The sequence below is a fragment of the Mesorhizobium tamadayense genome (assembly GCF_003863365.1).
GTDB classification, from domain to species: domain Bacteria; phylum Pseudomonadota; class Alphaproteobacteria; order Rhizobiales; family Rhizobiaceae; genus Mesorhizobium; species Mesorhizobium tamadayense.
The window spans coordinates 43,635-66,838 of sequence record NZ_RQXT01000041.1 but is presented as its reverse complement, the minus strand read 5'-3'; the positions used below and the strand labels follow the sequence as shown (position 1 = coordinate 66,838).

Genomic DNA, 23,204 nt, shown 5'->3' with positions numbered 1-23,204 from the left:
TTGCGGGGGAGATCAGCTGTGCCGCCGTTCAATGCAGCACGAACTCGCCGTCGACCTTGTGCCACTCGTTCGGCGCGATCAGCTTCTGGTGCGTGTAGGTGACCGAATGCAGCGGTCCGTCGAGCTTGGTCATCCAGAACTCGATGAAGCGGATCAGCACCGGAAACTTCGGAGCGATGTCATAGTCCTGCCAGATATAGCTCTGCAGCAGGTGCGGATGATCGGGAAGATGATAGAGAATCTTGGCCGTGGTCAAACCGTAGCCCCTGAGCATCAGGTCCATTTCAGATTGGTCGCGCATGGCCGTCCTCTGGTCGGTTCTCCTTTCCTCCCAACGCAGGATTCTGCGCTTAGTTGCTTAATTGTCTATTGATTTTTGCTGATCGCAACAAGCTTTTCCTTCGCTAAAACAGTTGGTTAGCAGCGACCGGCAGCGAGTGCTGACAGCGGTTCGCCACTGCCGCTGCGTCATCCCGCCGCGCGAATCCAACGTCTAATATTGCCGTCACGGCGGAACTGTTAATAATGCCCGCGAATTCGCGGCTGCTTCGCCGCGATGCCGCCGGCGCGTCAAGCCGGCGGAACGATTCCGGAGGAAAGCGAAAAAATGTCCGATGTCCATGTCCACCGCGTCCAGCCGGCGTGGAAGAAGAACGCGCTGATCGACAACGACACCTATCTCAAATGGTACGCCGACAGCGTGAAAAATCCGGACAAGTTCTGGGGCAAGCACGGCAAGCGCATCGACTGGTTCAAGCCTTTCACCAAGGTCAAGAACACCTCCTTCGACGGCAAGGTCTCGATCAAGTGGTTCGAGAACGGCCAGACCAATGTTTCCTGGAACTGCATCGACCGGCATCTGAAGAAGCGCGGCAACCAGACCGCCATCATCTGGGAAGGCGACAACCCGTACGATGACAGGAAGATCACCTACAACGAGCTTTATGCGCATGTCTGCCGCTTCGCCAATGTGCTGAAGAAGCACGGCGTCAAGAAGGGCGACCGCGTCACCATCTACATGCCGATGATCCCGGAAACGGCCTACGCGATGCTTGCCTGCACGCGGCTGGGCGCCATCCATTCGGTCGTTTTCGGCGGCTTCTCGCCCGATGCTCTCGCCGGGCGCATCGACGACTGCAAGTCGACCATCGTCGTCACCGCCGACGAAGGCCTGCGCGGCGGCAAGCCGATCCCGCTGAAGGACAACACCGACAAGGCGATCGACATCGCGGCCAAGGCCGGCACCAAGGTCGAGAAGGTGGTGGTCGTGCGCCGCACCGGCGGCAAGGTCCACTGGGTTCCAGGGCGCGACGTCTGGTACCACAACGAGGCGGCGACCGTTAAGGCCGACTGCAAGCCGGAGAAGATGAAGGCGGAAGACCCGCTGTTCATTCTCTACACCTCGGGCTCGACCGGTAAGCCGAAGGGGGTCCTGCACACCACCGCCGGCTATCTCGTCTATGTCTCGATGACGCACCAATATGTCTTCGATTACCATGACGGCGACATCTACTGGTGCACCGCCGATGTCGGCTGGGTCACCGGCCACAGCTATATCGTCTATGGGCCTTTGGCCAACGGCGCCACGACGCTGATGTTCGAGGGCGTGCCAAACTACCCGTCGCAGTCGCGCTTCTGGGAAGTCATCGACAAGCACCAGGTCAACATCTTCTACACCGCGCCGACCGCGCTGCGCGCGCTGATGGGCGCCGGCGATTCCCATGTGAAGAAGACCTCGCGCAAGTCGCTGCGCGTACTGGGCACGGTCGGCGAGCCGATCAATCCGGAAGCCTGGGAATGGTATTTCAACGTCGTCGGCAACGGCAAGGTGCCGATCGTCGACACCTGGTGGCAGACCGAGACCGGCGGCATCCTGATCACGCCGCTGCCCGGCGCCACTGACCTCAAGGCCGGCTCGGCGACGCGGCCTTTCTTCGGCGTCAAGCCGCAATTGGTCAACGGCGACGGCATGGTTCTGGAAGGCGCGGCCGACGGCAATCTCTGCATCGCCGATTCATGGCCGGGCCAGATGCGCACCGTCTATGGCGACCATGACCGTTTCGTGCAGACCTATTTCTCGACCTACAAGGGCAAGTACTTCACCGGCGACGGCTGCCGCCGCGACGAAGACGGCTACTACTGGATCACCGGCCGCGTCGACGACGTCATCAACGTCTCCGGCCACCGTATGGGCACGGCGGAAGTGGAGTCTGCGCTGGTCAGCCATGACAAGGTCTCGGAGGCCGCCGTCGTCGGCTATCCGCACGACATCAAGGGGCAAGGCATCTATTGCTACGTGACGCTGATGGCCGGCTCGACGCCGAGCGAGGACCTGCGCAAGGAACTCGTCGCCCATGTCCGCAAGGAGATCGGCGCCATCGCCTCGCCCGACAAGATCCAGTTCGCGCCGAGCCTGCCGAAGACCCGTTCGGGCAAGATCATGCGGCGCATCCTGCGCAAGATCGCCGAAGACGATTACGGCGCGCTCGGCGACACCTCGACGCTGGCCGATCCGGCGGTGGTCGACGACCTCGTCGCCAACCGGCAGAACAAGAAGGGCTGATGCCGGACCAGGCCACGTTCGGCGCCGTCAGCCAGCTCTGGCGCTATCCGGCGAGCTCGCTCGCCGGCGAGCGGCTGGACGCCATCTCCGTCGGCACATCGACGGTCGACGGCGACCGGCTGTTCGGCCTGGTCGATGCCTCGGACGGCGAGATCGCTAGGCCGGACCGCGGGCCGAAATGGCATAAGGTGCCGTTGATCCGAACCCGGCTGACCGAAGACCGCCGGCTCGAGGTGGCAGTGCCCGGCGGCGACTGGCTGCCGGCGCCCGACCCGGAAAGCGACCGCGTCGTTTCCGGATTCCTGGGCTTCGAGGCCTCGATCCGGCCCTACTTCCGCGAGAACGCGGCGCCCGACTATTCTGGCCCGCTGACCGTCGAACGATACAGCAGGGCGCCGATCCACCTGCTGACCACCGCCTCGCTGGCCCGGTTGAAGGCGCTGCATCCGGAAGGCATGCCCGATCCCCGCCGCTTCCGTCCCAACATCGTCGTCGATATGGACCCCGTCGAAGGCTCCTTCCCGGAGACGGAATGGATCGGCCGCAAGCTCGCGGTCGGCGATCTCCGGCTCACCGTCTCTGAGCCTTGCCGCCGCTGCGGCTTCACCATCATCGCCCAGGACGGCTTCGACAACGATCCCGGCATCCTGCGCAACCTGGTCCGCTACAACGCCCGCAATATCGGCGTCTACTGCACCGTCGACCGGCCGGCGCGGGTCGAGGTCGGCGCGCCGATGCGGTTCGTGTAGGCTATCGATACAAATCCGCCCGCGTCGGCGGCAGACCGCTCGGGCCACGCGCGCGCTTGGTGGCGACGGTCTGGAAAATCTGCGCCGAGGCGCGTTCGAAGGCGATCGAGCAGCCGGCGAGATAGAGCAGCCAGAGCCGCGCCTTCGCCTCGCCCACCTCGGCGATCGCCTCGTCGAAGCGCGCGGCGAGACGCTCCGCCCACAGGCGGCAGGTGCGCTGATAATGCTCGCGCAGGTTCTCCACATCATGGACCAGGAAGCCATGCGCTTCGAGATTGCCGAGCGTCATGCCGATCGTGTCGAGCTCGCCGCCGGGGAAGATGTACTTGATAAGCGCCTTGTATTCCGGCCCCTTGCGCAATGTCTTCCTGATGTCGCCCTTGCTGCGCCTCGTGATGGCGTGGTGCAGATAAATACCGCCGGGCTTCAGCAAGCGGTGGACGGCCGAGAAGTAGGCAGCGTGGTTGGCTAGCCCGAGATGCTCGAACATGCCGATCGACGAGATCTTGTCGAAGGTGCCGGAGAGCTCGGCATAGGACTTTATCTCGATGGTGATGCGATCCTCCAGCCCCTCGGCGCGAATGCGCTCGCGGGCAAGGTCCGTCTGGGCCTGCGACAGCGAAACGCCGTGGCCGACGACACCATAGTTCTTCGCCGCATGGATGAGCATGGCGCCCCAGCCGCAGCCGATGTCGAGCAGCCTTTCGCCCGGCTTCATCCTGAGCTTGCGGCAGATATGGTCGAGCTTGTCGACTTGCGCCTGGTCGATGCCGTTGGCGAAATCCTGGAAGTAGCCGCAGCTGTAGACCATGCGCTCGTCGAGGAAGAGCCGGTAGAAGGCATTCGAGATGTCGTAATGATGCTGGATCGCCTCCTTGTTCGATCCGCTGACATAAGGGTTACGCCCGGAGAGATCGCCGCGCGCCGTCATCTGTTTCCGCGAAAACAACACCATTGGCAGGTCGCGCAGGATTGCCAGCTTGGGCAGCGATTTGAGCTTCGTCTTGAGCTTGCCTTGCGAAGGCATGGCGTAGAAATCGAACAGTGAGCCCTCTTCGATGTCGACGGTCTTTGAAATCCACATCTCGACCAGCGTCGAGAAGGCCGGCCGGCGAACCAGTTGCCAGACGATGTCCTGGTCGTTGATGGCGAGCACCGGGCCGTCGGCGGGGCCGATCCGCTCGCCGGTCCAAAGCTTGACCGCGAAACCCGGCTTCAGCGTCTCGACGACCCTTCGTACGATCCGCGCGGCTCTGTCGGCAGCGTCCACTCCCACCTCCCGATACGTCCAACCCGCCCCAGGCCACTGTCGTCCACCGGCCCGTGGTCCGCAATCCCGATCTGTTGCACAAAAACACCGGGGGAAGATGATTTCCCACCCGAGGCACGGCCATTCCGTGACGTCATCTTGTCTTTTGCTGCGACGCACCCCATCATGATGGCGTGTTCAACAAACCGAAAGGAGGTGATCCGATGTCGAGTGATTTCGTTTTCCATAACGTGAGCTCAGCGGATTGCACTTCCGGGAAGCAGTCTTCCCGTTAAGACGCGAGACGCGCGGCAGGTGACCCGAAGGGGTCGCCGCCAGGAGCCGCGTCATGGACGGAAACACGGAAGGCCGCCTGCTTCGTCGAGAAGCGGCGGCCTTTTCCTTTTTGCGGTCTGATCTGTGAACGGTCAGCGGTTGATGGTGAGGTTCTCGATGTTGCGGGTGATCGCGCCGAAAGCGTCTGACAGTTCCGCCCCGTTGGCGGCCTCGTAGTAATGCTTCAGCGAGGAGCTGTCGTCGGTGGAGCAATCCTTGAGCACTGACTTCGCCTGATCCCTCTCGGTGGTTGTCATCGACGGGTCGTTGAGATCGAAGCCGATGGTGAAGACCTCGATGCCGTCGCGCTTCATGTTCTCGCAGATGGCTTCGGCATTGGAGCGCGACACCTGGCCTTGGTCTTGCGATCGTGACGCGCCGCGACTGCGGGCAAAGGCGGTGTTAAACTGGCCGTCCGTCATCAAGATGGCGATCTTGGCCACTTTTTTCTGATCGAAATTGGTCGGACCGGCACCCAGGCAGGCGTCGGCGATTGCCGAGCGCCACGACGGCGAGAGCATGTAGTAGCCCCATTGCACGGCAATGCCGCCGGCGGTCACGCCTGCGGCTTGGAAATGATCGATTGCCGTGAGCAGTCGGCTCATATCGGCCGTCAGTGGAACGAGAGCTGCTGTGGGGCATACCTTCATGCGGTAGTCGCGGTTGACCTTCGCCTGATAGGTCTTGCCCTTGTTGTCCTGGCGTAGCGTATAGGGGCCGTCGGACGAATAATCGGCATAGCCGTCTTTGTCCTTGCGCTCGGTGGCGCACTTGTCGGTCGCCGTTGTCACGGAAACGGAAAGCGGTGTATCGATCGGCGGCGGCACCTTTGGTCCGCCCTCAGCCTCGACGAAGACGGTATCGGCGAGGCCGCCGGTGTTGACGGCCTCGGCATAGGGGACGATCGCGACCCGAATCCGTGGATCGCCGGGATCCCGGTTCTGTTTCAGAAGATCTTCGACGGTTTGCGACGCGGCGGCCTTCAGGTCACCGATCTTGTCCGTCTTGGAGCGCCAGTTGGGCGCCATCGAGCCGGTGATGTCGAGCATCATCGCCACTTCGATCTTCTTGTCCGAATAGAGAGCGGTGGTCGACGTGGTTACGCGCTGCATGTCGCCGACGCTGAAGAGCGGGAAATAGAGGCCGATATCGGCATGCACGTCCGCCTGCACGGTCTTCGCGGTCCTGTTGATCGTGAGCTTGTCGAGCACGATCTGGTTGGCCTGCAGGATACCGGCCGCGCTGTTGGCATCGAGAAATGCCTGCACCGATGCTTTGGCATCGGCTTCCTTGATGACGCCGAGGGTGAGATCGCGTGCCGTCGAGGTCACAGCCGCGTCGACGACGCTCTGCAGGCTCGACCTCGCATTGTAGAGCTGCGAGATATTGACCGCAAATCCCACCCCCAGCGCCAGGACCGATGCGACAGCCCCGAACAGAACCGCGAAATTGCCTCCGCGATCCCGGGTAAGGCCGTCCACCCCACGAACGAAACCTTTGAACCGCCGCATCCTTCCGCCTCCACTGTCTGCGGCATCGAGGCCGCTCGACGGAGGTGTTGCAGGATTTTGGCCAAACGCGGCCGCCGACCGGTCGAAAGGCGCTTAACTATAGGTTAACGCATTGTTTTTGCTTGATTTCGGCGGACAGGAAGGTGAACGGCCGGTAAACGAAAAGACGGTGGTGAAATGTCGTTCAGGAAGCGCTTACCATGATCCGCGCAGCGACTGCGGTCCTTCCCGCTTCGGCACAGCGCGGTCTGTGCCGAAGCAGGTCAGCAGCGGTAGTGGAGCCGTAGTGAAACAGTCGCCTGGCTTACGCCAGCATCCGCGCGCTTACCGTACGGTCGAGGCCATGATGCGGTGGGTTGAAGCGGTTGCCGTCCTGCTCGTAAGTCCACACCTTGAACAGGGCGAGCTTATGCGGGCCGAAGCTGTGCAGCAGCGGCACATCGGTGGCATCGCGGCCGCGCGCGATCACGACGCGACCTGTCCTGGGGCAGTTGTGGCGCGGGTCGAACGTGTACCATTTGCCGTCGAGGAACACTTCGATCCAGGCCGAGAAGTCCATCGGCGCGGGATCGGCCGGCACGCCGATATCTCCGAGATAGCCGTTCACATAGCGCGCCGGAATGTTCATTGCGCGGCAGAGCGCGATCGCCAGATGCGCAAAGTCGCGGCAGACGCCGACGCGCTCCTCATGCGCCTGTGCCGCCGTGCGGGTGGCGCGGGCATAGCCGTAGCCGAAAGAGAGCCGGCTGTGGACATAGTCGACGATCGCCTGCGCGCGTGCCCAGCCCGGCGGGAGATGGCCAAACAGCTGCCAGGCAAGACAGCCGAGGTGATCCGTCTCGCAGTAGCGGCTGCCGAGCAGATAGACCAGTACATCGTCCGGCAGGTCCGGCACCGGCGTCTCGCGCGCCAAGGCGTTGACCTCGTCCGTCTCGCCGCTGTCCTCGACCGCTGCATCGTAGAGGATGCGGAAGGAGCCGGCCGGCGCCGTGAAACGGCGGCAGATATTGCCGTTGCGGTCGCGGTAGGTCCGTGTCGGCACCGAAGGGGAAGTCAGCACCCGCGTCTGCCGCTTGATATCGGCATGACGATCGGGGTGGATGTCGAGCAGCGAGACGATCGGCGTGGCTTGGACACATTCGATGGCGATTTCATAGCCGAGCCGGATCAGCATCGCGTTCCCCCGTTTTTGTGATGTTGGAAGACTGCCTGGAGAACGCGGCAGCGTGGACGTTGTTCCTACGAAGGATGGAAATGGCGGCTGCGCCTTCTCAGGCAGCGCTCGCGGCATTAAGGTAAGGCTCCGTTTCGCCCTCCCCGAAAACCATTCCCCAGGATATCCAATGTTCTCAGGCAGAAACTTCGCCGCCTTCCTTTTCGACATGGACGGCACGGTGCTCAATTCGATCGCCGCGGCGGAACGTGTGTGGACAGAGTGGGCAAATCGCCATGGCCTCGACGTGGCAAGCTTCCTGCCGACGATCCACGGCAGGCGAGCGAGAGAGACGATCGCCGCGCTGAAACTTCCCGGCGTCGATCCGATCGCGGAGGCCGATGCGCTGCTCAAGGCCGAGGCGGCCGATCTCGAGGGCATCGTTCCGATACCGGGCGCCGTGGCGTTTCTCAGCTCGCTGCCGCCGGAACGCTGGGCGATCGTCACCTCGGCGCCGCGGGAGCTCGCGTTGCTGCGCATCGAGGCGGCCGGCATTCCGGTTCCCGCCATGATGGTCTCGGCCGAGGACGTCACCCGTGGCAAGCCGGCCCCCGACTGCTTCCTTTTGGCCGCAGAGCGTCTCGGCGTCGAGGCGCGCGATTGCCTCGTCTTCGAGGACGCCCCGGCCGGCATCGCGGCGGGCGAAGCCTCCGGCGCCTCGGTGATGGTGATCAGCGCCACGCACGTCCATCCGGTCGTGACGCAGCACGCCTCGATCGCCACTTATGACGGGATCGGCGTCGTGATCGACGAGCGCGGCTGGATTGTCATAGAGCCGGAGCGGATGGCAGCAGCCGCCTGTTAAGTGCTGGCTCTGTGGTCGGTATGAACGCCGTTCAGCCGAGTTCCTTCGCGCCCCCCTCTGTCCCGCCGGCATCTCAAGACTTATGCACCACCGAGACGCTGCAGGCCGGCCTCACTTGAATGTCGGCGCACCTCAGAAATCGCTTGCCAGCCCCTTCGCTTCCCAGTCGCCATAGCGCCCGGGCTCCCTGCCGCCGCGGCCGCCGATCTCTTTCGGCTGGCGGGCTTCCGCCTCGCGGTATGCCTTTCGCCTCGCTTCGGCTTCCGCCAATGCGCGCTGCGCCTCTGGCGTCAGCGTCTTTTGCGGCCTGTCGCCTTCGGCGGTTTCGGTTTTGCTGGGTTGTTCGGTCATGCAATATCCCTTGCCGATTGAAACGGAGACCGGCCTTTCCCATCATATAGCCATGACAATGGCAGGATCGACCCCTATTCGCCACCAACGCCCCATTCGCCACCAACGGAAGAGACGATGAATACGCTTCGCACCGCCATGCTTCTTGCCGCGATGACCGCGCTGTTCATGGGCGTCGGCTATCTGATCGGCGGCTCCGGCGGCATGGTGATTGCCCTGTTGTTCGCCGCCGGCATGAACCTGTTCAGCTACTGGAACGCCGACAAGATGGTGCTGTCGATGAACGGTGCCTTCGAGGTCGACGAAAGGAGCGATCCCCGGTACTACAGGATAGTACAAGGCCTCGCTCAGCGCGCTGGCCTGCCTATGCCGAAGGTGTACAAGATCGACACTCCGCAGCCCAACGCCTTCGCGACGGGTCGCAATCCCGAGAATGCTGCCGTGGCTGCCTCGACGGGCCTCTTGCAACAACTTTCGGACGAAGAGATAGCCGCGGTGATGGCGCATGAGCTTGCCCATGTCCAGCATCGCGACACGCTGACCATGACGATCGTCGCCACGCTTGCCGGGGCGATCTCCATGCTCGGCAACTTCGCCTTCTTCTTCGGCGGCAGCCGCGACAACAACAATCCGTTTGGCTTCGTCGGCGTACTGGTGGCGATGCTGGTCGCGCCCTTTGCCGCCATGATCGTGCAAATGGCGGTGAGCCGCACCCGCGAATACGAAGCCGACCGGCGCGGCGCCGAGATCTGCGGTCAGCCGCTGTGGCTGGCCTCGGCGCTTGACAAGATCGCCCGCGGCGCCGAACGCATTCCCAACCCGGATGCCGAGCGCAACCCGGCGATGGCGCATCTCTTCATCATCAACCCGCTTTCCGGCGAGCGCATGGACAATCTGTTCTCGACCCACCCGAGCACCGAGAACCGCATAGCCGCCCTCCAGCAGATGGCGCGCGGGATGGGCGGCGCCCCGCAGGCTGCACAGCGCCCGGCACCGGCGCCGACGGCCGCTGATGAGCCGCCTGCCGGACCGTGGGGCAAGCCTGCCGAGCCCACGCCCCCGGCCGAGCCGGGGCGGCCGAAGCCCAATCCGTGGGGCCGCAACCCGACCGGACCGCGCGGCGCAGGCCCCAAAGGTCCGTGGTCGTGAGCGGAGCAAAGCGCCAACGGCAAACCCCAGGCAGACGTGACGGCAATGCGGGCGAGCAGATCGCCGGCCTTCCCGCGCGCAAGGCCGCAGCGCGTCTGCTTGCCGCCGTCATCGATGCCCGCACACCGCTCGACGGGCTGACCGACAACGAGCACGGCCATCCGCAATACAGGGCGCTCGACGCCAGAGACCGGGCGCTGGTGCGCGCCATCCTGGTCACGGCGCTGCGTCACCGCATGGCCATTGCCGGGCTGCTGGCCAAGCGGCTGGAAAAGCCGCTGCCGCCCAATGCGACCGCGCTTTCGCACATCCTGCATGTGGCGGCGGCGCAGATCCTGTTCCTCGACGTTCCCGACAGTGCGGCCGTCGACCTCGCCGTGACCCACGCCAAGTCCGACCCGCGCACATTGCGTTTCTCCGGTCTCGTCAACGGTGTGCTGCGCTCGCTGGCGCGCGCCAAGGACGCCGAGCTCGCGCCGGCGCTTGCCGCGACGAGCGAGGCGCCGCAGTGGTTTGCGGACCGGCTGACCGCGGCCTATGGCGCCGACAGGGCGAGCGCCATCCTTGCCGCCCATCGCCACGAGGCGCCGGTCGATTTCACGGTCAAATCCGACCCGGCGCTTTGGGCCGAGAAGCTGGGCGGGATCGTGCTGCCGACCGGCACGGTGCGGGTCGAGAAGCTGCAGGCCGGCGTGACCGACCTGCCCGGCTTCGCTGAGGGCGCCTGGTGGGTGCAGGATGCGGCGGCGAGCTTGCCGGCACGCCTGTTCGGCGACTTCGAGGGGCAGCGCATCGCCGACCTTTGCGCCGCGCCCGGCGGCAAGACGGCGCAGCTCATCCTCGCCGGCGCCAATGTCACCGCCGTCGACACCTCGAAGAACCGGCTGGCCAGGCTGGCACAGAATCTCGAGCGCCTCGGCCTGTCGGCGGAGCTGGTGCAGACGGACCTGCTCGACTACCGGCCGGCGGACCTGTTCGACGCCGTGCTTCTCGATACGCCCTGCTCATCGACCGGCACCGTGCGCCGGCATCCCGACGTGCCGTGGACCAAGACCGAGGCCGATGTCGAGAAGCTCGCAGCGCTCCAGCGCAAACTGCTCGCCCACGCCGTCGGCCTCGTCAAACCGGGTGGCCGGATCGTCTTTTCCAACTGTTCGCTCGACCCGCTCGAAGGCGAGGACCTCTACCGCGCTTTCCTTGCCGAAGTTTCCGACGTGGCCGCCGATCCGATCCGCCCCGGCGAGCTTGCCGGCCTCGATCCGTTCCTCACGCCTGAGGGCACGCTGCGGACCACGCCTGCCGACATGGCGCTGGGCGCGCCGGCAATTTCAGGTCTGGACGGCTTCTTTGCCGCCCGGATGAGAAGGGCGATTTAGAGCGTTATTGCATAAAACTTGTCGACCTTTTTAGGGACGACCCGGCCGTGGCCGCGTGAGATGGTTCACTTTGGCGAAATCCGCCTTCGCATAAGTTCTTGAATCATATAAGCTTGTGCTTGGGTAGGCGGACGAGCAGGAGGGGTTTTGGCACTTGTTGCCGTCAGCACGACGCGTCTTTGGACGCTTGTCGCGAGGGAGTTCTGGCGCAAGACGCGCCGGCGCCTTCGTGCCGGTCCTATCTATCGCTGGCGTTATTCCGGCCGTACGCCCGAGCGCGTCCTCATCGCGCCGCCGGATCTCAGGCTCGCCGATCCGCAGATCGCGCTCGAAATCTATTATGGCCGCTATCCGCTGTCCGGCCACCTGGTCGAGACCGGCGGCAAATCGCCCTTCCAGATCGACGTGCCCAACCGCGGCTGGCGGAAGTCGCTGCACGGCTTCCGCTGGCTGCGCCACATGCGCGCCGCCGGCACCGAGCTTGCCGCCGCCAATGCACGAGCGCTGGTTTCGGACTGGATCGCCATGCACGGCAACCAGATATCTGGCGTCGCCTGGGAGCCCGGCACGACCGCCAAGCGGGTGATCGCTTGGCTGCAGCATTCTTCCGTCGTGCTGCAAGGCGCCGAGTTTGCCTTCTACCGCGCCTTCCTCAAATCGCTCGCCATGCAGATCCGCTATCTCAGATCGATGGCGCGCGAGATGCCCGAAGGTAAGGACAGGCTGCGCGCCCGCATCGCGCTTGCCTTCGCCGCCCTGTCGCTGCCCGCGCCGGCCTCGGCGCTGCGCAGCGCCACGCGCAACCTGGCCGAGGAGCTCGACCGCCAGATCCTGCCCGACGGCGGCCATACCTCGCGCAACCCGATGACGGTGCTGGAATTGCTGGCCGACCTTTTGCCGCTGCGCCAGACCTATGCCAACCAAGCCGAGGCGCCGCCGCCTGCTTTGATCAACGCCATCGACCGTATGCTGCCCGCGCTGCGCTTCTTCCGCCACCAGGACGGCAGCCTCGCCCGCTTCAACGGCATGGGCGCCACCATCCACGACCGCATCGCCACCATCCTGCGCCACGATGACACGGCCGGCGCGCCGCTGCTGCATGCGCCGCATTCCGGCTATGAGCGACTGTCGATGGGCGGCGTCACGGTGATCGCCGACACCGGCGCGCCGCCGCCCCTCGATGTCTCCAACGCTGCGCATGCCGGATGCCTCGCCTTCGAGCTTTCTTCCGGACGTCAGCACTTCATCGTCAATGCCGGCATCGACACCTATGGCGCCGCCGAGTTCCGGCCCCTCGCCCGCGCCACCGCCGCGCATTCGACCGCCACCGTCAACGACACGTCGTCTGCCCGCTTCAGCCATTCGCTGCGGGTCAGCGACCTGCTCGGCTCCCCGCTGATCGCCGGTCCGCAGCACGTGCCCTGCAAGCGCATCGACCAGAAGGGCGTGCACGGCTTTGTCGCGCGCCACGACGGCTATGCCGCGCGCTTCGGTTTCCTGCACGAGCGCGAGCTGAAGCTGACGACCAACGGCAATGTGCTGACCGGCCGCGATCGCTTCCTGCGCCCCGGGAATGCCGCGATCCCCAACAACGGCCGCGACTTCGTCACGGTGCGCTTTCACATCCATCCCGACATCGACCTGCTGCAGGACGAGCAGGACCGCCTCATGCTGACCGCCACGCAAGGCGACACCTGGGTGTTCACCTGCGTGGAAGTGGCGCCGGAGATCGAGGAATCGATCTATTTCGCCGGGCTTGGCGGGCCGCGCCGCAGTCGGCAGATCGTGCTTGCCTTCAAGGCCTCGGAGATCGCCGAGGTGCGCTGGCAGCTGACGCGGACCCGCATCGCCGGCTATCCCGAAAACAACTGAACCGCGGCAGCAGAACCTGCGCTGCGCGCTTGATTTCCGGGCCTCATGTGCTACGGCCCGCGAACGGTTCCCAACCAGCCTCGAAAGGCGTCAGCCATGGCCGTCCCCGCCAAGAACATTCCGGCGCCCGACCTCGTTCCGGTTCGCCGCGCGCTGCTTTCCGTTTTCGACAAGACGGGCCTGACCGACTTTGCCAAAGCGCTTGCCGCCGCCGGCGTCGAGCTGGTCTCCACCGGCGGCACGGCCAAGGCAATCGCCGGGGCCGGCCTTGGCGTGCGCGATGTTTCGGAACTGACCGGCTTTCCCGAGATTATGGACGGCCGCGTCAAGACCCTGCATCCGTCGGTGCATGGCGCGCTGCTCGGCGTGCGCGACGATCCCGAGCACGCGAAAGCCATGCACGACCACCACATCGAGCCGATCGACCTCGTTGTCTCCAACCTCTACCCGTTCGAAGAAGTCCGCCGCTCGGGCGCCGGCTACGCCTCGATCGTCGAGAATATCGACATCGGCGGTCCGGCGATGATCCGCGCCTCGGCCAAGAACCATGCCTATGTCGCCATCGTCACCGACCCTGCCGACTACGCCTCGGTGCTCAACGCGCTGGAGATGAACCTCGGCTCGCTATCGCTCGATTTCCGCAAGAAGCTGGCGGCCAAGGCTTTTGCCCGCACCGCCACCTATGACGCGGCAATCTCCGGCTGGTTCGCCGAGGCGCTCGAGATCGAGCATCCGACCTGGCGCGCCTTCGGCGGGCGCCTCGACCAGGTGATGCGCTATGGCGAGAACCCGCACCAGGGCGCCGGCTTCTATCTCTCCGGTGACGGGCGGCCGGGCGTCGCGACCGCCAGGCAGGTGCAGGGCAAGCAGCTTTCCTACAACAACATCAACGACACCGATGCCGCCTTCGAGCTGGTCGGCGAATTCGATCCGGACCGTTCGGCGGCGATCGCCATCATCAAGCACGCCAACCCGTGCGGCGTCGCGGAAGGCGCGACGCTGAAGGCGGCCTATGCCAAGGCGCTGGCCTGCGATCCGGTCTCGGCCTATGGCGGCATCGTCGCCATGAACCGCATCCTCGACGCCGAAGCGGCGGAAGAGATCGTGAAGACCTTCACCGAGGTGATCATCGCGCCCGAAGCGACCGACGAGGCCGCGGCGATTGTGGCGGCGAAGAAGAACCTGCGCCTGCTGGTCACTGGCGGCCTGCCCGATCCGCGCGCGGCCGGCACGGTTGCGAAATCGGTGGCCGGCGGGCTCTTGGCGCAAAGCCGCGACAATGCGGTGGTCGACGATCTTGAGCTGAAGGTGGTGACGAAACGCACGCCGACGCCGGCCGAGATGGCCGACCTCAAATTCGCCTTCCGCGTCGCCAAGCACGTCAAGTCGAACGCCATCGTCTATGCGAAGGACGGCGCGACCGTCGGCATCGGCGCCGGCCAGATGAGCCGCGTCGATTCCTCGCGCATCGCCGCCCGCAAGGCACTCGATGCCGCGCAAGCGGCACGGCTTGCCGAACCGCTGACCAAGGGTTCAGTTGTTGCCTCCGACGCCTTCTTCCCCTTCGCCGACGGCCTGTTGTCGGCGATCGAGGCCGGCGCCACGGCCGTGATCCAGCCCGGCGGCTCAATGCGCGACGACGATGTGATCGCCGCCGCCGACGAGCACGGCATCGCCATGGTGTTCACGGGCATCAGGCACTTTCGGCACTGAGTGCCGGCAGAGAGACGTTCCGAGAATTCGCTCCGCTGAGTCGGATGGCGTGGTTTTCGAGAACCGGAGCGGAGCGGACATTCAAGTCCGTGAGCACCGGAAGCGCAGAAAACCGCGTCAGGCGGCCAGCGGAGTAGAATTATCGAACGTCTCTCACTCCATCGGCTTGTCTGCCGGATACGGCGTCCTGAGCAGGATCGCGACGCCGAGGCCGAGGAACAGCGCGATCACCGCCATGCCGAGCCGCGCCGAACCGCTGGCGAGCGTGATCGTCGACACCAGGAACGGCGCCAGGAAGCTCGTTGCCCGTCCGGCCAGCGCGTAGATGCCGAAATAGCGGCCGGATTCGGCCGCCGTGACGCTGCGCGCCATGTAGGAGCGCGACGAAGCCTGAACCGGCCCGAAGGCAAGGCCGATCAGCAGGCCGTAGAGAATGTAAGCCTTTTCGGCCGCGGTGCCGAACAGGCCGCCGGAATCGGTGGTCGGCAGCTGTATCAGGCCGAGCAGCGTGAAGCCCGGCCCGGTCGACACGACGCCGGCCGTCGCGAGCAGAAGCAGGACCAGCGCGATCATCACCACGGCCTTGGAGCCGAGCGCGGAGTCGAGCCGGGCGGCGATCCAGCAGCCGAGGATGGCGACGACGTTGAGGATGATGCCGAACATGCCGATCTCGGTGATCGACCAGCTGAACATGCCAGCGGCAAAGGTGCCGCCGAGCGCCAAGAGCGCGTTGACGCCGTCCTGATAGATCATGCGGGCGACGAGGAAGCGGAAGATGCCGACGCGCTTGCGCACCTCGAAGAGAGTGGACTTCAACTCCGACAGGCCTTCGCGCACCGCCGGGCCCATCGAAAGCCCCCTGATGGCATCCGGCGTGAAGAAGAACATCGGCAGGATGAACAGAAAATACCAGCCGGCCGACATGGGCCCGGTGAAGCGCGCGTCCTCGCCAAGCTTCGGATCCAGCCCGAAAAGCGGGTCGATGCCGATGATCGTCTTGCCGGTCTCCGGCGAGCCGGCCAGGAACAGCACGACGAAGATCAGCGCCACCATGCCGCCGAGATAGCCGAGCCCCCAGGCGATGTTGGAAATCCTGCCGATTTCGCTCTTCGGCACCAGGCGCGGCATCATGGAATCGTTGAAGACGGTCGAGAATTCCGCCGCCACCGACGCGAGCGAGAACAAAAGCACGACCAGGAACAGGTTCGATCCGGGTGCGGCGAGCCACAAAAGGATAAGACTGGTGATCTTGATCGCCGCGAAGAAGGCGATCCACGGCTTGCGCGGCCCGGTCTGGTCGGCGATCGAGCCGAGCACGGGCGAAAGCACCGCGATGACGAGGCCCGCCGCGGCGATGCCGTAGCCCCAGGCGGCCTGCCCCGTGGTCGGATCGCTCGCCATGCGCGAGACGAAATACGGCCCGAAGATGAACGTGGTGACGACGGTGAAGAAAGGCTGCGCCGCCCAGTCGAAGAGCATCCAGCCCCAGATGCCGCGCCCCGTTGCCCGCTGCACTGTCTCTACCGCCATGCTGATTCCCCCGGCACCCGCTCCGCCCGCGATCCGCGCCATGTCTGCATGTTTCCGATGCTCATGCAAATGACAAGCGTCGCGCCGCCCCTCATTGTCCTGCCGGACATTTCTCCCCGTATAGTGACGGGGAGAAAGACGCCGTCATCGACGGTTTCGCCTCTAACCAGCGTCGCAGAAAGGGCGCGGCGCCGCAGCAGTCTCCCTTCTCCCCGTCACTATACGGGGAGAAGGTGGCGGCAGCCGGATGAGGGGCCGCGCCAGCCTGATTCAGCTCACATCCCCGTCAGGTCGCTCATCAGTCCCGACGCCACCGAAAGCCTCGACACTGTAATCTCGCCGCCTTCGGTCAGCGCCTGCAGCCGCTCGCGGATGCGCCCGACGCGCTCGCCGCCGGCTTCGAGCCAGGCCGCCACCGGGTCCGCTGCCTTGCCATGGGCGGTCAGCGCCGCGACCGTGATGCCGCGCCTTGCGGCGCCGATCGTGTCGGTCGCGCGCGACAGCGCCAGCTGGTCGTAATAGTCCGACGGCATGATCGAGCGGGCGGCCTCCTCGACGCGCGGGATGCGGAAGGCGTCGCTGACCGCGAAGAAGGCCTTGGCCGCGCTGACGATGTCGGCATTGGCCGTGCGCGCGGTGAGCGCGATGTCCGGGATCAGCTCACCCACCTCGGCGAGCGCGAGCTTCTCGGCCAGTTTCTCGGGCGCGCCGCCCTTGAACAGGCCATGCCGCCGATCCTCGATCCACTCGCGCGAGAAGGCCGGCAGCAACGAGGCGAATTTCGGCTCCAAAGCCTTGCGCGCCTCCTGCAGCTCGGCAATGCGCTGGCCGAGCGGCGCCGAGCCCAGGTCGTTCTTCAGGTACCAGCCGCTGGTCACGAAGATGAGCCGGCTGACCGACTGGTAGAGATCGAGCTGCGTCTGGCCGTCGATCTGGTTGTCGAGCGCGTCGATCTCCTTGTAGAGCCAAGGCAGCGCGAAGCCGTCGCGCACCACGGCGAAGGTGCGCACCACGTCGGCAGCGGTGCGCCCAGTCGCTTCCTGCAGCCGGTTGACGAAGGACGGCCCGCCGCGGTTGACGAGGTCGTTGGCGACGACGCGCGCGATGATCTCGCGCCGCAGCCGGTGGTCGCGGATTTCGCCGGCGAATTTCTTCGCCATCCGCTCCGGGAAATAGCCCATCAGGTCGCGATCGAAATGCGGATCGTCCGGCACGTCGCTGGCGACGATGTCGGAGAACAGAACGATCTTGGCATAGGCGAGCAGCACGCCGAGCTCGGCCCGGGTCAGCGGCTCGCCGCGCGCCTCGCGCTCGGCAAGGGCGGTCGGCGAGGGCAGTGTCTCGACCGCGCGGTCGAGCAGGCCGCGGGCTTCCAGCGCCGTCATGAAGCGGGCCTGGTGCGCGATGTCGGCCAGCCCGCGCTTGCGCGCCATCGAGAGTGCCAGCGTCTGCTGGTAGTTGTTGGACAAGACAAGCGCGCTCACCTCGTCGGTCATCTCGGCCAGCAGCTTGTTGCGCGCCGGCCTCGCCAGCGAGCCTTTGCGCATGGCCGACGCCAGCGCGATCTTGATGTTGACCTCGACGTCGGAACAGTTGACGCCGCCCGAATTGTCGATGGCGTCGGAGTTGCAGCGGCCGCCGTTCATGCCGAACTCGATGCGTGCCCGCTGCGTGACGCCGAGATTGGCGCCCTCGCCGATGACCTTGGCGCGCACGTCGATCGCGGTGACGCGGACGGCGTCGTTGGCGCGGTCGCCGACATCCTGGTTGGTTTCGCCGGAGGCCTTCACATAAGTGCCGATGCCGCCGAACCACAGAAGGTCGACCGGCGCCTTGAGAATGGCGTTCATGATCTCGACCGGCGTCGCCGTGGTCTTCGCAAGCCCGATCGCGGCGGCCGCCTCCGGCGGCAGCGTGATCGACTTCTGGCTGCGCGAGACGATGACGCCGCCTTCCGACAGCTTCGACTTGTCGTAATCCTGCCAGGACGAGCGCGGCAGGGCGAACATGCGCTGGCGCTCGGCCATCGAAGCCGCCATGTCGGGATCGGGATCGATGAAGATGTCGCGATGGTCGAAGGCGGCGATCAGCCTGGTCTGCGGCGACAACAGCATGCCGTTGCCGAACACGTCGCCCGACATGTCGCCGACGCCGACGACGGTGAAGGGCGAGGCCTGGATGTCGTGGTTCATCTCGCGGAAATGCCGCTTGACCGCTTCCCAGGCGCCCTTGGCGGTGATGCCCATCTTCTTGTGGTCGTAACCGGCCGAGCCGCCGCTGGCGAAGGCGTCGTCCAGCCAGAAGCCATGCTTCTCGGAAATGGCGTTGGCGGTGTCGGAGAAGGTCGCCGTGCCCTTGTCGGCGGCGACGACGAAATAGGGATCGTCCTGGTCGCGCCGCACCACGCCGGCCGGCGGGATGACGCCGTCGACGCCGATATTGTCGGTGATCGAGAGCAGGCTGGAGACGAAATTCTTGTAGGCCGAGGTGCCGGCTTCGAAGATGGCGTCGCGGCCGGCGCTCATCGGCAGTTTCTTCGGATAGAAGCCGCCCTTGGCGCCGACCGGCACGATGACCGCGTTCTTGACCTGCTGTGCCTTGACCAGGCCCAGCACCTCGGTGCGGTAGTCCTGGGCGCGGTCCGACCAGCGCAGGCCGCCGCGCGCCACCGGACCGAAGCGCAGGTGGACGCCCTCGACCTCCGAGCCATAGACGAAGATCTCGCGCCAGGGCCGCGGCGCCGGCAGACCGTCGACCGCCTGCGAGTCGAGCTTGATCGCCAGCGACTGGCCTTTCTCCTTCGTATCGGCAACGAAATGATTGGTTCGCAGCGAGGCTTCGATCAGGTTGAGGTAGCGGCGGATTATGGTGTCGTCATCGATGTTGGGCACCGCGTCGAGCTCGTCCTTGATCTTGGCCTTGAGATGCTTGGCGGCGACCACGCCTTCGGTCTCGACTGTCGGCCCTAGGCGAGCGACAAAGAGCGCGTGCAGGCCGCGCGCGATCTCGGGATAGCGGTTGAGCGCGGCGGCGATGAAATCCTGGCTTTGCGGAATGCCGGCCTGCTGCAGGTAGCGGCCGTAGGCGCGCAGGATGGTGATCTCGCCCGACCACAGGCCGGCGGTCTGGGCAAGGCCGTTATAGGCGTCATTGTCGACGTCGCCGCGCCAGACAGCGAGGAAGGCATCCTGGAACAGCGCCCCGCCGTCGGCGAGGTCGATCGGCTTTCCGTAGCTGTTCTCCAGCTCCATGTCGTGGATGAAGACCATGCCGGAGGCTTCGTCGCCGACCTCGAAGGTGCGCTCGCTGATGACGCGGAAGCCGATGTTTTCCAGCACCGGCACGCGCCGCGACAGCGCCACCGGGCTGCCGAAATGATAGATCTTCAGCGCCGCCTGGTGCGGCTTCTGGTCGGCATGGCGATAATAGTCGATGGCGATGGGATTGGCAGCATCGATCCTGGCGATGCGTCCGGCATCCGCCAGCGCCACGGCCGGCGAAAAGGAGTCGCGATAGCTTTCCGAAAAGCGCGACGCAATGGCCGAGAGCGTTGCATCGGCACCGGATTCCGACACTGCTTCGCGTAGCGCGTCGTCCCAGGTGCGCACGATGTCGCGGATCGCCGCCTCGATCGTCGCCGGCTCGACCTTCGGCGTCTTGCCGCCGGAGCGGCCGATGATGAAATGCACGCGCGCCAGCCCGCCTTCCGGGAAGGCCGGGTAATAGGCCGACAGCCGGCCCTCGAACACGGTCTTGAGATAGGTGCCGATCTTCTCGCGCACGACGCTGTCGTAGCGGTCGCGCGGCACGAAGACGAGGATCGAGACGAAACGGTCGAACTGGTCGGCCCGCACCAGCGCCCTGACGCGCGGCCGCTCGATCAGCCCGAGGATGGCTTCGGCGTGCTTCCTCAGGATCGGCACCGGAACCTGGAACAGCTCGTCGCGCGGATAGCTCTCCAGCACGTTGATCAGCGCCTTGCCGGAATGGTCGTGCGGATTGAAGCCGGACTTGGCGATGATGGTCTCGGCCTTCGAGCGCAGGTAGGGAATCTTCATCACCGAACGCGTGTAGGCGGTCGAGGTGAACAGGCCGACGATGCGCAGTTCGCCCGAAAGCACGCCCTTGGCGGTGTAGGTCTTGACGCCGACATAGTCGAGATAGATGCGCCGGTGCACCAAGGACTTGGCATTGGCCTTGGTGACGATCAGCGGTTCCGGTCCATGCAGAAAAGCGCGGATTTCCGGCGTCGTCGACACCGCTTCGGTGCCGCGCCTGAGAACCAGGACGTCGGGATCGGCGAGGATGCCGAGGCCGGGCTTTTCGGCGCGCTCCAGCATGCCGCTCTTCTCGCCGCCGGTGTAGTTGAACTCGCGCATGCCGAGGAAGGTGAAATTGTCGTCGCGCAGCCATTCGAGGAAGGCGATCGCCTCGGTGACATGCGCCTTGTCGAGCGGCACCGGCGAATAGCGGAATTCCGAGATGGCCTGGTCGAGGCGGGCAAGCATCGGCTTCCAGTCGGTGACGGCGGCGCGCACCTGGTCCAGAAGCTTTTTCAAGCGGCCGGCAAGGCCTTCGGCCTGATCGGCCGAAAGGCGGCCGATATGGACGTGGACGACGCTCAGCCGGTCATGGCCGGTTTCGTCCTTGACGGAGCCGCCGTCGCCGAGGATCTCCTCGACGCCGCTCTTGCCGTGCCGGACGACGATGACCGGGTGGGTGACCAGCAGCGGCTCGCCGGCGCTCTCGGTGATCTCGCCGAGGATGGAATCGAACAGGAACGGCATGTTGTCGTTGACGACGGTGATGACCGTCATCGGCCGGCCCTGGCGCGTCACGCCGGACTCCACGTCTATGGCGATGATGCAATCGCCCGTTTTGTGCCTGGCGACCGCGCGGCCGGCGAGATCGGCGGCGCGTTCGAGGTCGGCGACGTCATAGGCGGCGATGTCTTCGGCCGGCGTGCGGGCCAGAAGATAGTCGGCGAGCCTGCCGGGCTTTTCGCCCGCCTTTGCCGCGCCTCCCTTTGCCGGACTGGTCTTTTTCGGCTGGCTTGCGGTTTTCAGGCTGGCCATGATGTGAAGTCCCTCCCGTCATATGCTTTTGCGACTATGGTAGCAGATGAGCGCTATTTGGCGACAAAGGTTTGACGACGCTTTAAGAAAATCGAACCGACGCTCGCCCCGCGAAGGAGAACGACCATGACCGGCAGGATTACCGCGCTCGACCTTGTCCAGGCGGAGCTCAGCGAGGCGACAAGGGCCTATTTCGCCAAATGCGAGGAGAAAGCTCGGCCTCGTGCCCAACGTGCTTCTGGCCTACGCCTTCGACGAGAAGAAGCTGCGCGCCTTCACCGACATGTACAACGACCTGATGCTGGGCGAGTCCGGGCTGTCGAAGCTGGAGCGCGAGATGATCGCGGTCGCCGTCTCCTCGATCAACCATTGCTACTACTGCCTGACCGCGCATGGCGCGGCGGTGCGTCAGCTGTCGGGCGAGCCTGCGCTCGGCGAGATGATGGCGATGAACTTCCGCGCCGCCGATACCTCTCCCCTCGCCAGCGCGCGATGCTCGAATTCGCGGTCAAGCTGACCGAGGAGCCGGCCAAGATCGTCGAGGCCGACCGCGCCGCCTTGCGCAAGGCCGGCTTCAGCGACCGCGACATCTGGGACATCGCCTCGACCGCCGCCTTCTTCAACATGTCGAACCGGGTGGCGGCCGCCGTCGACATGCGGCCGAATGATGAATATCACGCCATGGCAAGGTAGCGGTCACATTATATTAGCCGTTGCGCATTCTCGTTGCTTGTCCGCCGTTTTGGGCCGATGATCAACGATTGCGGCATGGCCGCGTATCGGATTGCGGCATCGCCGCATATCGACGATTGCGGCATGCTGCATATCTGCAAGCGGCGTGGCCGCATGCCGGTTCGACGCCGCCAACAAGGGAGGAGAACATGGCGAAATTTCTCTATGTCTATCATGGCTCCGGCAAGATGCCGACCGACGAGGCCGAGCGGCAGGCGGCGATGGACGCCTGGACCGGCTGGTATGACAAGCTCGGCTCGGCTGTCGTCGACGGCGGCAATCCTGTCGGCATGTCGAAGACGGTGCTGCCCGGAGGCGCGGTCGAGAACAACGGCGGCAGCAATCCGACCGCCGGCTACACCATCGTCGAAGCCGCGGACATCGATGATGCCGTCGCCAAGGCCAAGGATTGCCCGATCCTGATGGACCCGGCCTTCAGCGTCGAGATCGCGCCGATTATCGAGATGATGTGACACCAGAGGTGTGTTGAGATCGCCGCGGCAGTGCCTGCCATTGTCGCGGCGCAGACGCGTTTTGGCGATCCTCATCGAAATAGCGCCGGCAGGCGGATGAGGGGCAGCGCCAGCGTTCGAAAATGAGCCGAGCCGCCGTCCTGTCGGCCGACAGCAGACCCCTTGCCTGCTCGCCGCCGCACGGCTAGAAGAGCCGACCTTTATCCATTTCGAGCTTCACTTTGCCTCAGTAACCGCCGGTCTCGCCTACCCCCCGAAAGCACCGCAGGCGCAGCATTGGCGGCCCCTGCATCATTTTCACGTGTTCTTCAGGCGGCGGTTTCGAGACCGGTTTGGCATTGCTGAGCCGCCGTCGCGCAGCTAGAGCATGATCCCGAAAAGTGGGATCCGGTTTTCGGAAAAGATCATGCTCAAACAAACAGATAGAGCCCCATCCCGATTTCATCGGGATGGAACAGGCTCTACCGCCGACGCCTGACTTCCATCCGCCGCAGCCTTTCGCCACGC

The 23,204-nt window shown here is 65.0% G+C and carries 15 protein-coding genes and 1 pseudogene; 9 read left to right on the top strand and 7 right to left on the bottom strand.

Going from position 1 to position 23,204, the window contains the following annotated elements:
* Positions 1 to 28: 28 nt before the first annotated feature.
* The gene (locus tag EH240_RS26875) at positions 29 to 301 is read right to left on the bottom strand and encodes an usg protein (protein ID WP_125004280.1); all 273 of its coding nucleotides are present in this window, start codon (positions 299 to 301) and stop codon (positions 29 to 31) included.
* 306 nt (positions 302 to 607) lie between these two features.
* On the opposite strand from EH240_RS26875, the gene acs reads away from it, so the two are divergent.
* Together acs and EH240_RS26865 are read left to right on the top strand one after the other, a co-directional pair.
* Entirely contained in the window at positions 608 to 2,563 is a 1,956-nt protein-coding gene (gene acs / locus EH240_RS26870; RefSeq protein ID WP_125004278.1) for an acetate--CoA ligase, read from the top strand.
* Complete coding sequence (locus EH240_RS26865; protein WP_125004276.1) at positions 2,563 to 3,312, top strand: MOSC domain-containing protein; 750 nt, start codon at positions 2,563 to 2,565, stop codon at positions 3,310 to 3,312. Before acs ends, EH240_RS26865 begins: the two co-directional genes overlap by 1 nt.
* A 1-nt stretch (position 3,313) precedes the next feature.
* On the opposite strand, the gene EH240_RS26860 is transcribed toward EH240_RS26865, so the two are convergent.
* The 3 genes from EH240_RS26860 to EH240_RS26850 all read right to left on the bottom strand — a co-directional run bounded on the left by EH240_RS26860 (position 3,314) and on the right by EH240_RS26850 (position 7,582).
* On the bottom strand, positions 3,314 to 4,582 hold the full coding sequence (locus tag EH240_RS26860; RefSeq protein WP_125004274.1) for an SAM-dependent methyltransferase: 1,269 nt from the start codon (positions 4,580 to 4,582) through the stop codon (positions 3,314 to 3,316).
* Positions 4,583 to 4,989: 407 nt separating this feature from the next.
* Entirely contained in the window at positions 4,990 to 6,408 is a 1,419-nt protein-coding gene (locus EH240_RS26855; protein ID WP_125004272.1) for a pilus assembly protein, read from the bottom strand.
* Positions 6,409 to 6,712: 304 nt separating this feature from the next.
* Positions 6,713 to 7,582: a transglutaminase-like domain-containing protein gene (locus tag EH240_RS26850; protein WP_125004270.1), complete on the bottom strand. Its 870-nt coding sequence runs from the start codon at positions 7,580 to 7,582 to the stop codon at positions 6,713 to 6,715.
* Positions 7,583 to 7,751: 169 nt separating this feature from the next.
* Here EH240_RS26850 and EH240_RS26845 point away from each other — a divergent pair, with 169 nt between their 5' ends.
* Complete coding sequence (locus tag EH240_RS26845; protein ID WP_125004268.1) at positions 7,752 to 8,426, top strand: HAD-IA family hydrolase; 675 nt, start codon at positions 7,752 to 7,754, stop codon at positions 8,424 to 8,426.
* A 132-nt stretch (positions 8,427 to 8,558) separates the two neighbouring features.
* Here EH240_RS26845 and EH240_RS26840 read toward each other — a convergent pair whose 3' ends face one another.
* On the bottom strand, positions 8,559 to 8,777 hold the full coding sequence (locus tag EH240_RS26840) for a DUF1674 domain-containing protein (RefSeq protein ID WP_125004266.1): 219 nt from the start codon (positions 8,775 to 8,777) through the stop codon (positions 8,559 to 8,561).
* A gap of 117 nt (positions 8,778 to 8,894) precedes the next feature.
* Between EH240_RS26840 and htpX the strand changes: the two genes are divergently transcribed.
* From htpX to purH, 4 genes are all read left to right on the top strand, one after another.
* On the top strand, positions 8,895 to 9,926 hold the full coding sequence (htpX, locus tag EH240_RS26835) for a zinc metalloprotease HtpX (RefSeq protein WP_125004264.1): 1,032 nt from the start codon (positions 8,895 to 8,897) through the stop codon (positions 9,924 to 9,926).
* A complete protein-coding gene (locus EH240_RS26830; protein WP_167484173.1) occupies positions 9,917 to 11,302 on the top strand; it encodes an RsmB/NOP family class I SAM-dependent RNA methyltransferase in 1,386 nt (461 codons plus the stop codon). The genes htpX and EH240_RS26830 overlap by 10 nt, the downstream gene beginning before the upstream one ends.
* Positions 11,303 to 11,449: 147 nt before the next feature.
* Positions 11,450 to 13,174 carry a heparinase II/III family protein gene (locus EH240_RS26825; RefSeq protein ID WP_125004260.1) on the top strand — a complete coding sequence of 575 codons (1,725 nt, stop codon included), beginning with the start codon at positions 11,450 to 11,452 and terminating at the stop codon, positions 13,172 to 13,174.
* A gap of 96 nt (positions 13,175 to 13,270) precedes the next feature.
* Entirely contained in the window at positions 13,271 to 14,887 is a 1,617-nt protein-coding gene (purH, locus tag EH240_RS26820; protein WP_125004258.1) for a bifunctional phosphoribosylaminoimidazolecarboxamide formyltransferase/IMP cyclohydrolase, read from the top strand.
* Positions 14,888 to 15,040: 153 nt separating this feature from the next.
* On the opposite strand, the gene EH240_RS26815 is transcribed toward purH, so the two are convergent.
* On the bottom strand, positions 15,041 to 16,417 hold the full coding sequence (locus EH240_RS26815; protein WP_125004256.1) for an MFS transporter: 1,377 nt from the start codon (positions 16,415 to 16,417) through the stop codon (positions 15,041 to 15,043).
* Between the two features lie 275 nt (positions 16,418 to 16,692).
* Entirely contained in the window at positions 16,693 to 21,492 is a 4,800-nt protein-coding gene (locus EH240_RS26805) for an NAD-glutamate dehydrogenase (RefSeq protein ID WP_125004254.1), read from the bottom strand.
* 126 nt (positions 21,493 to 21,618) lie between these two features.
* Between EH240_RS26805 and EH240_RS26800 the strand changes: the two are divergent.
* A pseudogene (locus EH240_RS26800) lies at positions 21,619 to 22,185 on the top strand (peroxidase-related enzyme).
* A gap of 188 nt (positions 22,186 to 22,373) precedes the next feature.
* Positions 22,374 to 22,697, top strand: a complete 324-nt coding sequence (locus tag EH240_RS26795) for a YciI family protein (protein WP_125004252.1) — start codon at positions 22,374 to 22,376, stop codon at positions 22,695 to 22,697.
* The last annotated feature ends 507 nt before the right edge of the window (positions 22,698 to 23,204 follow it).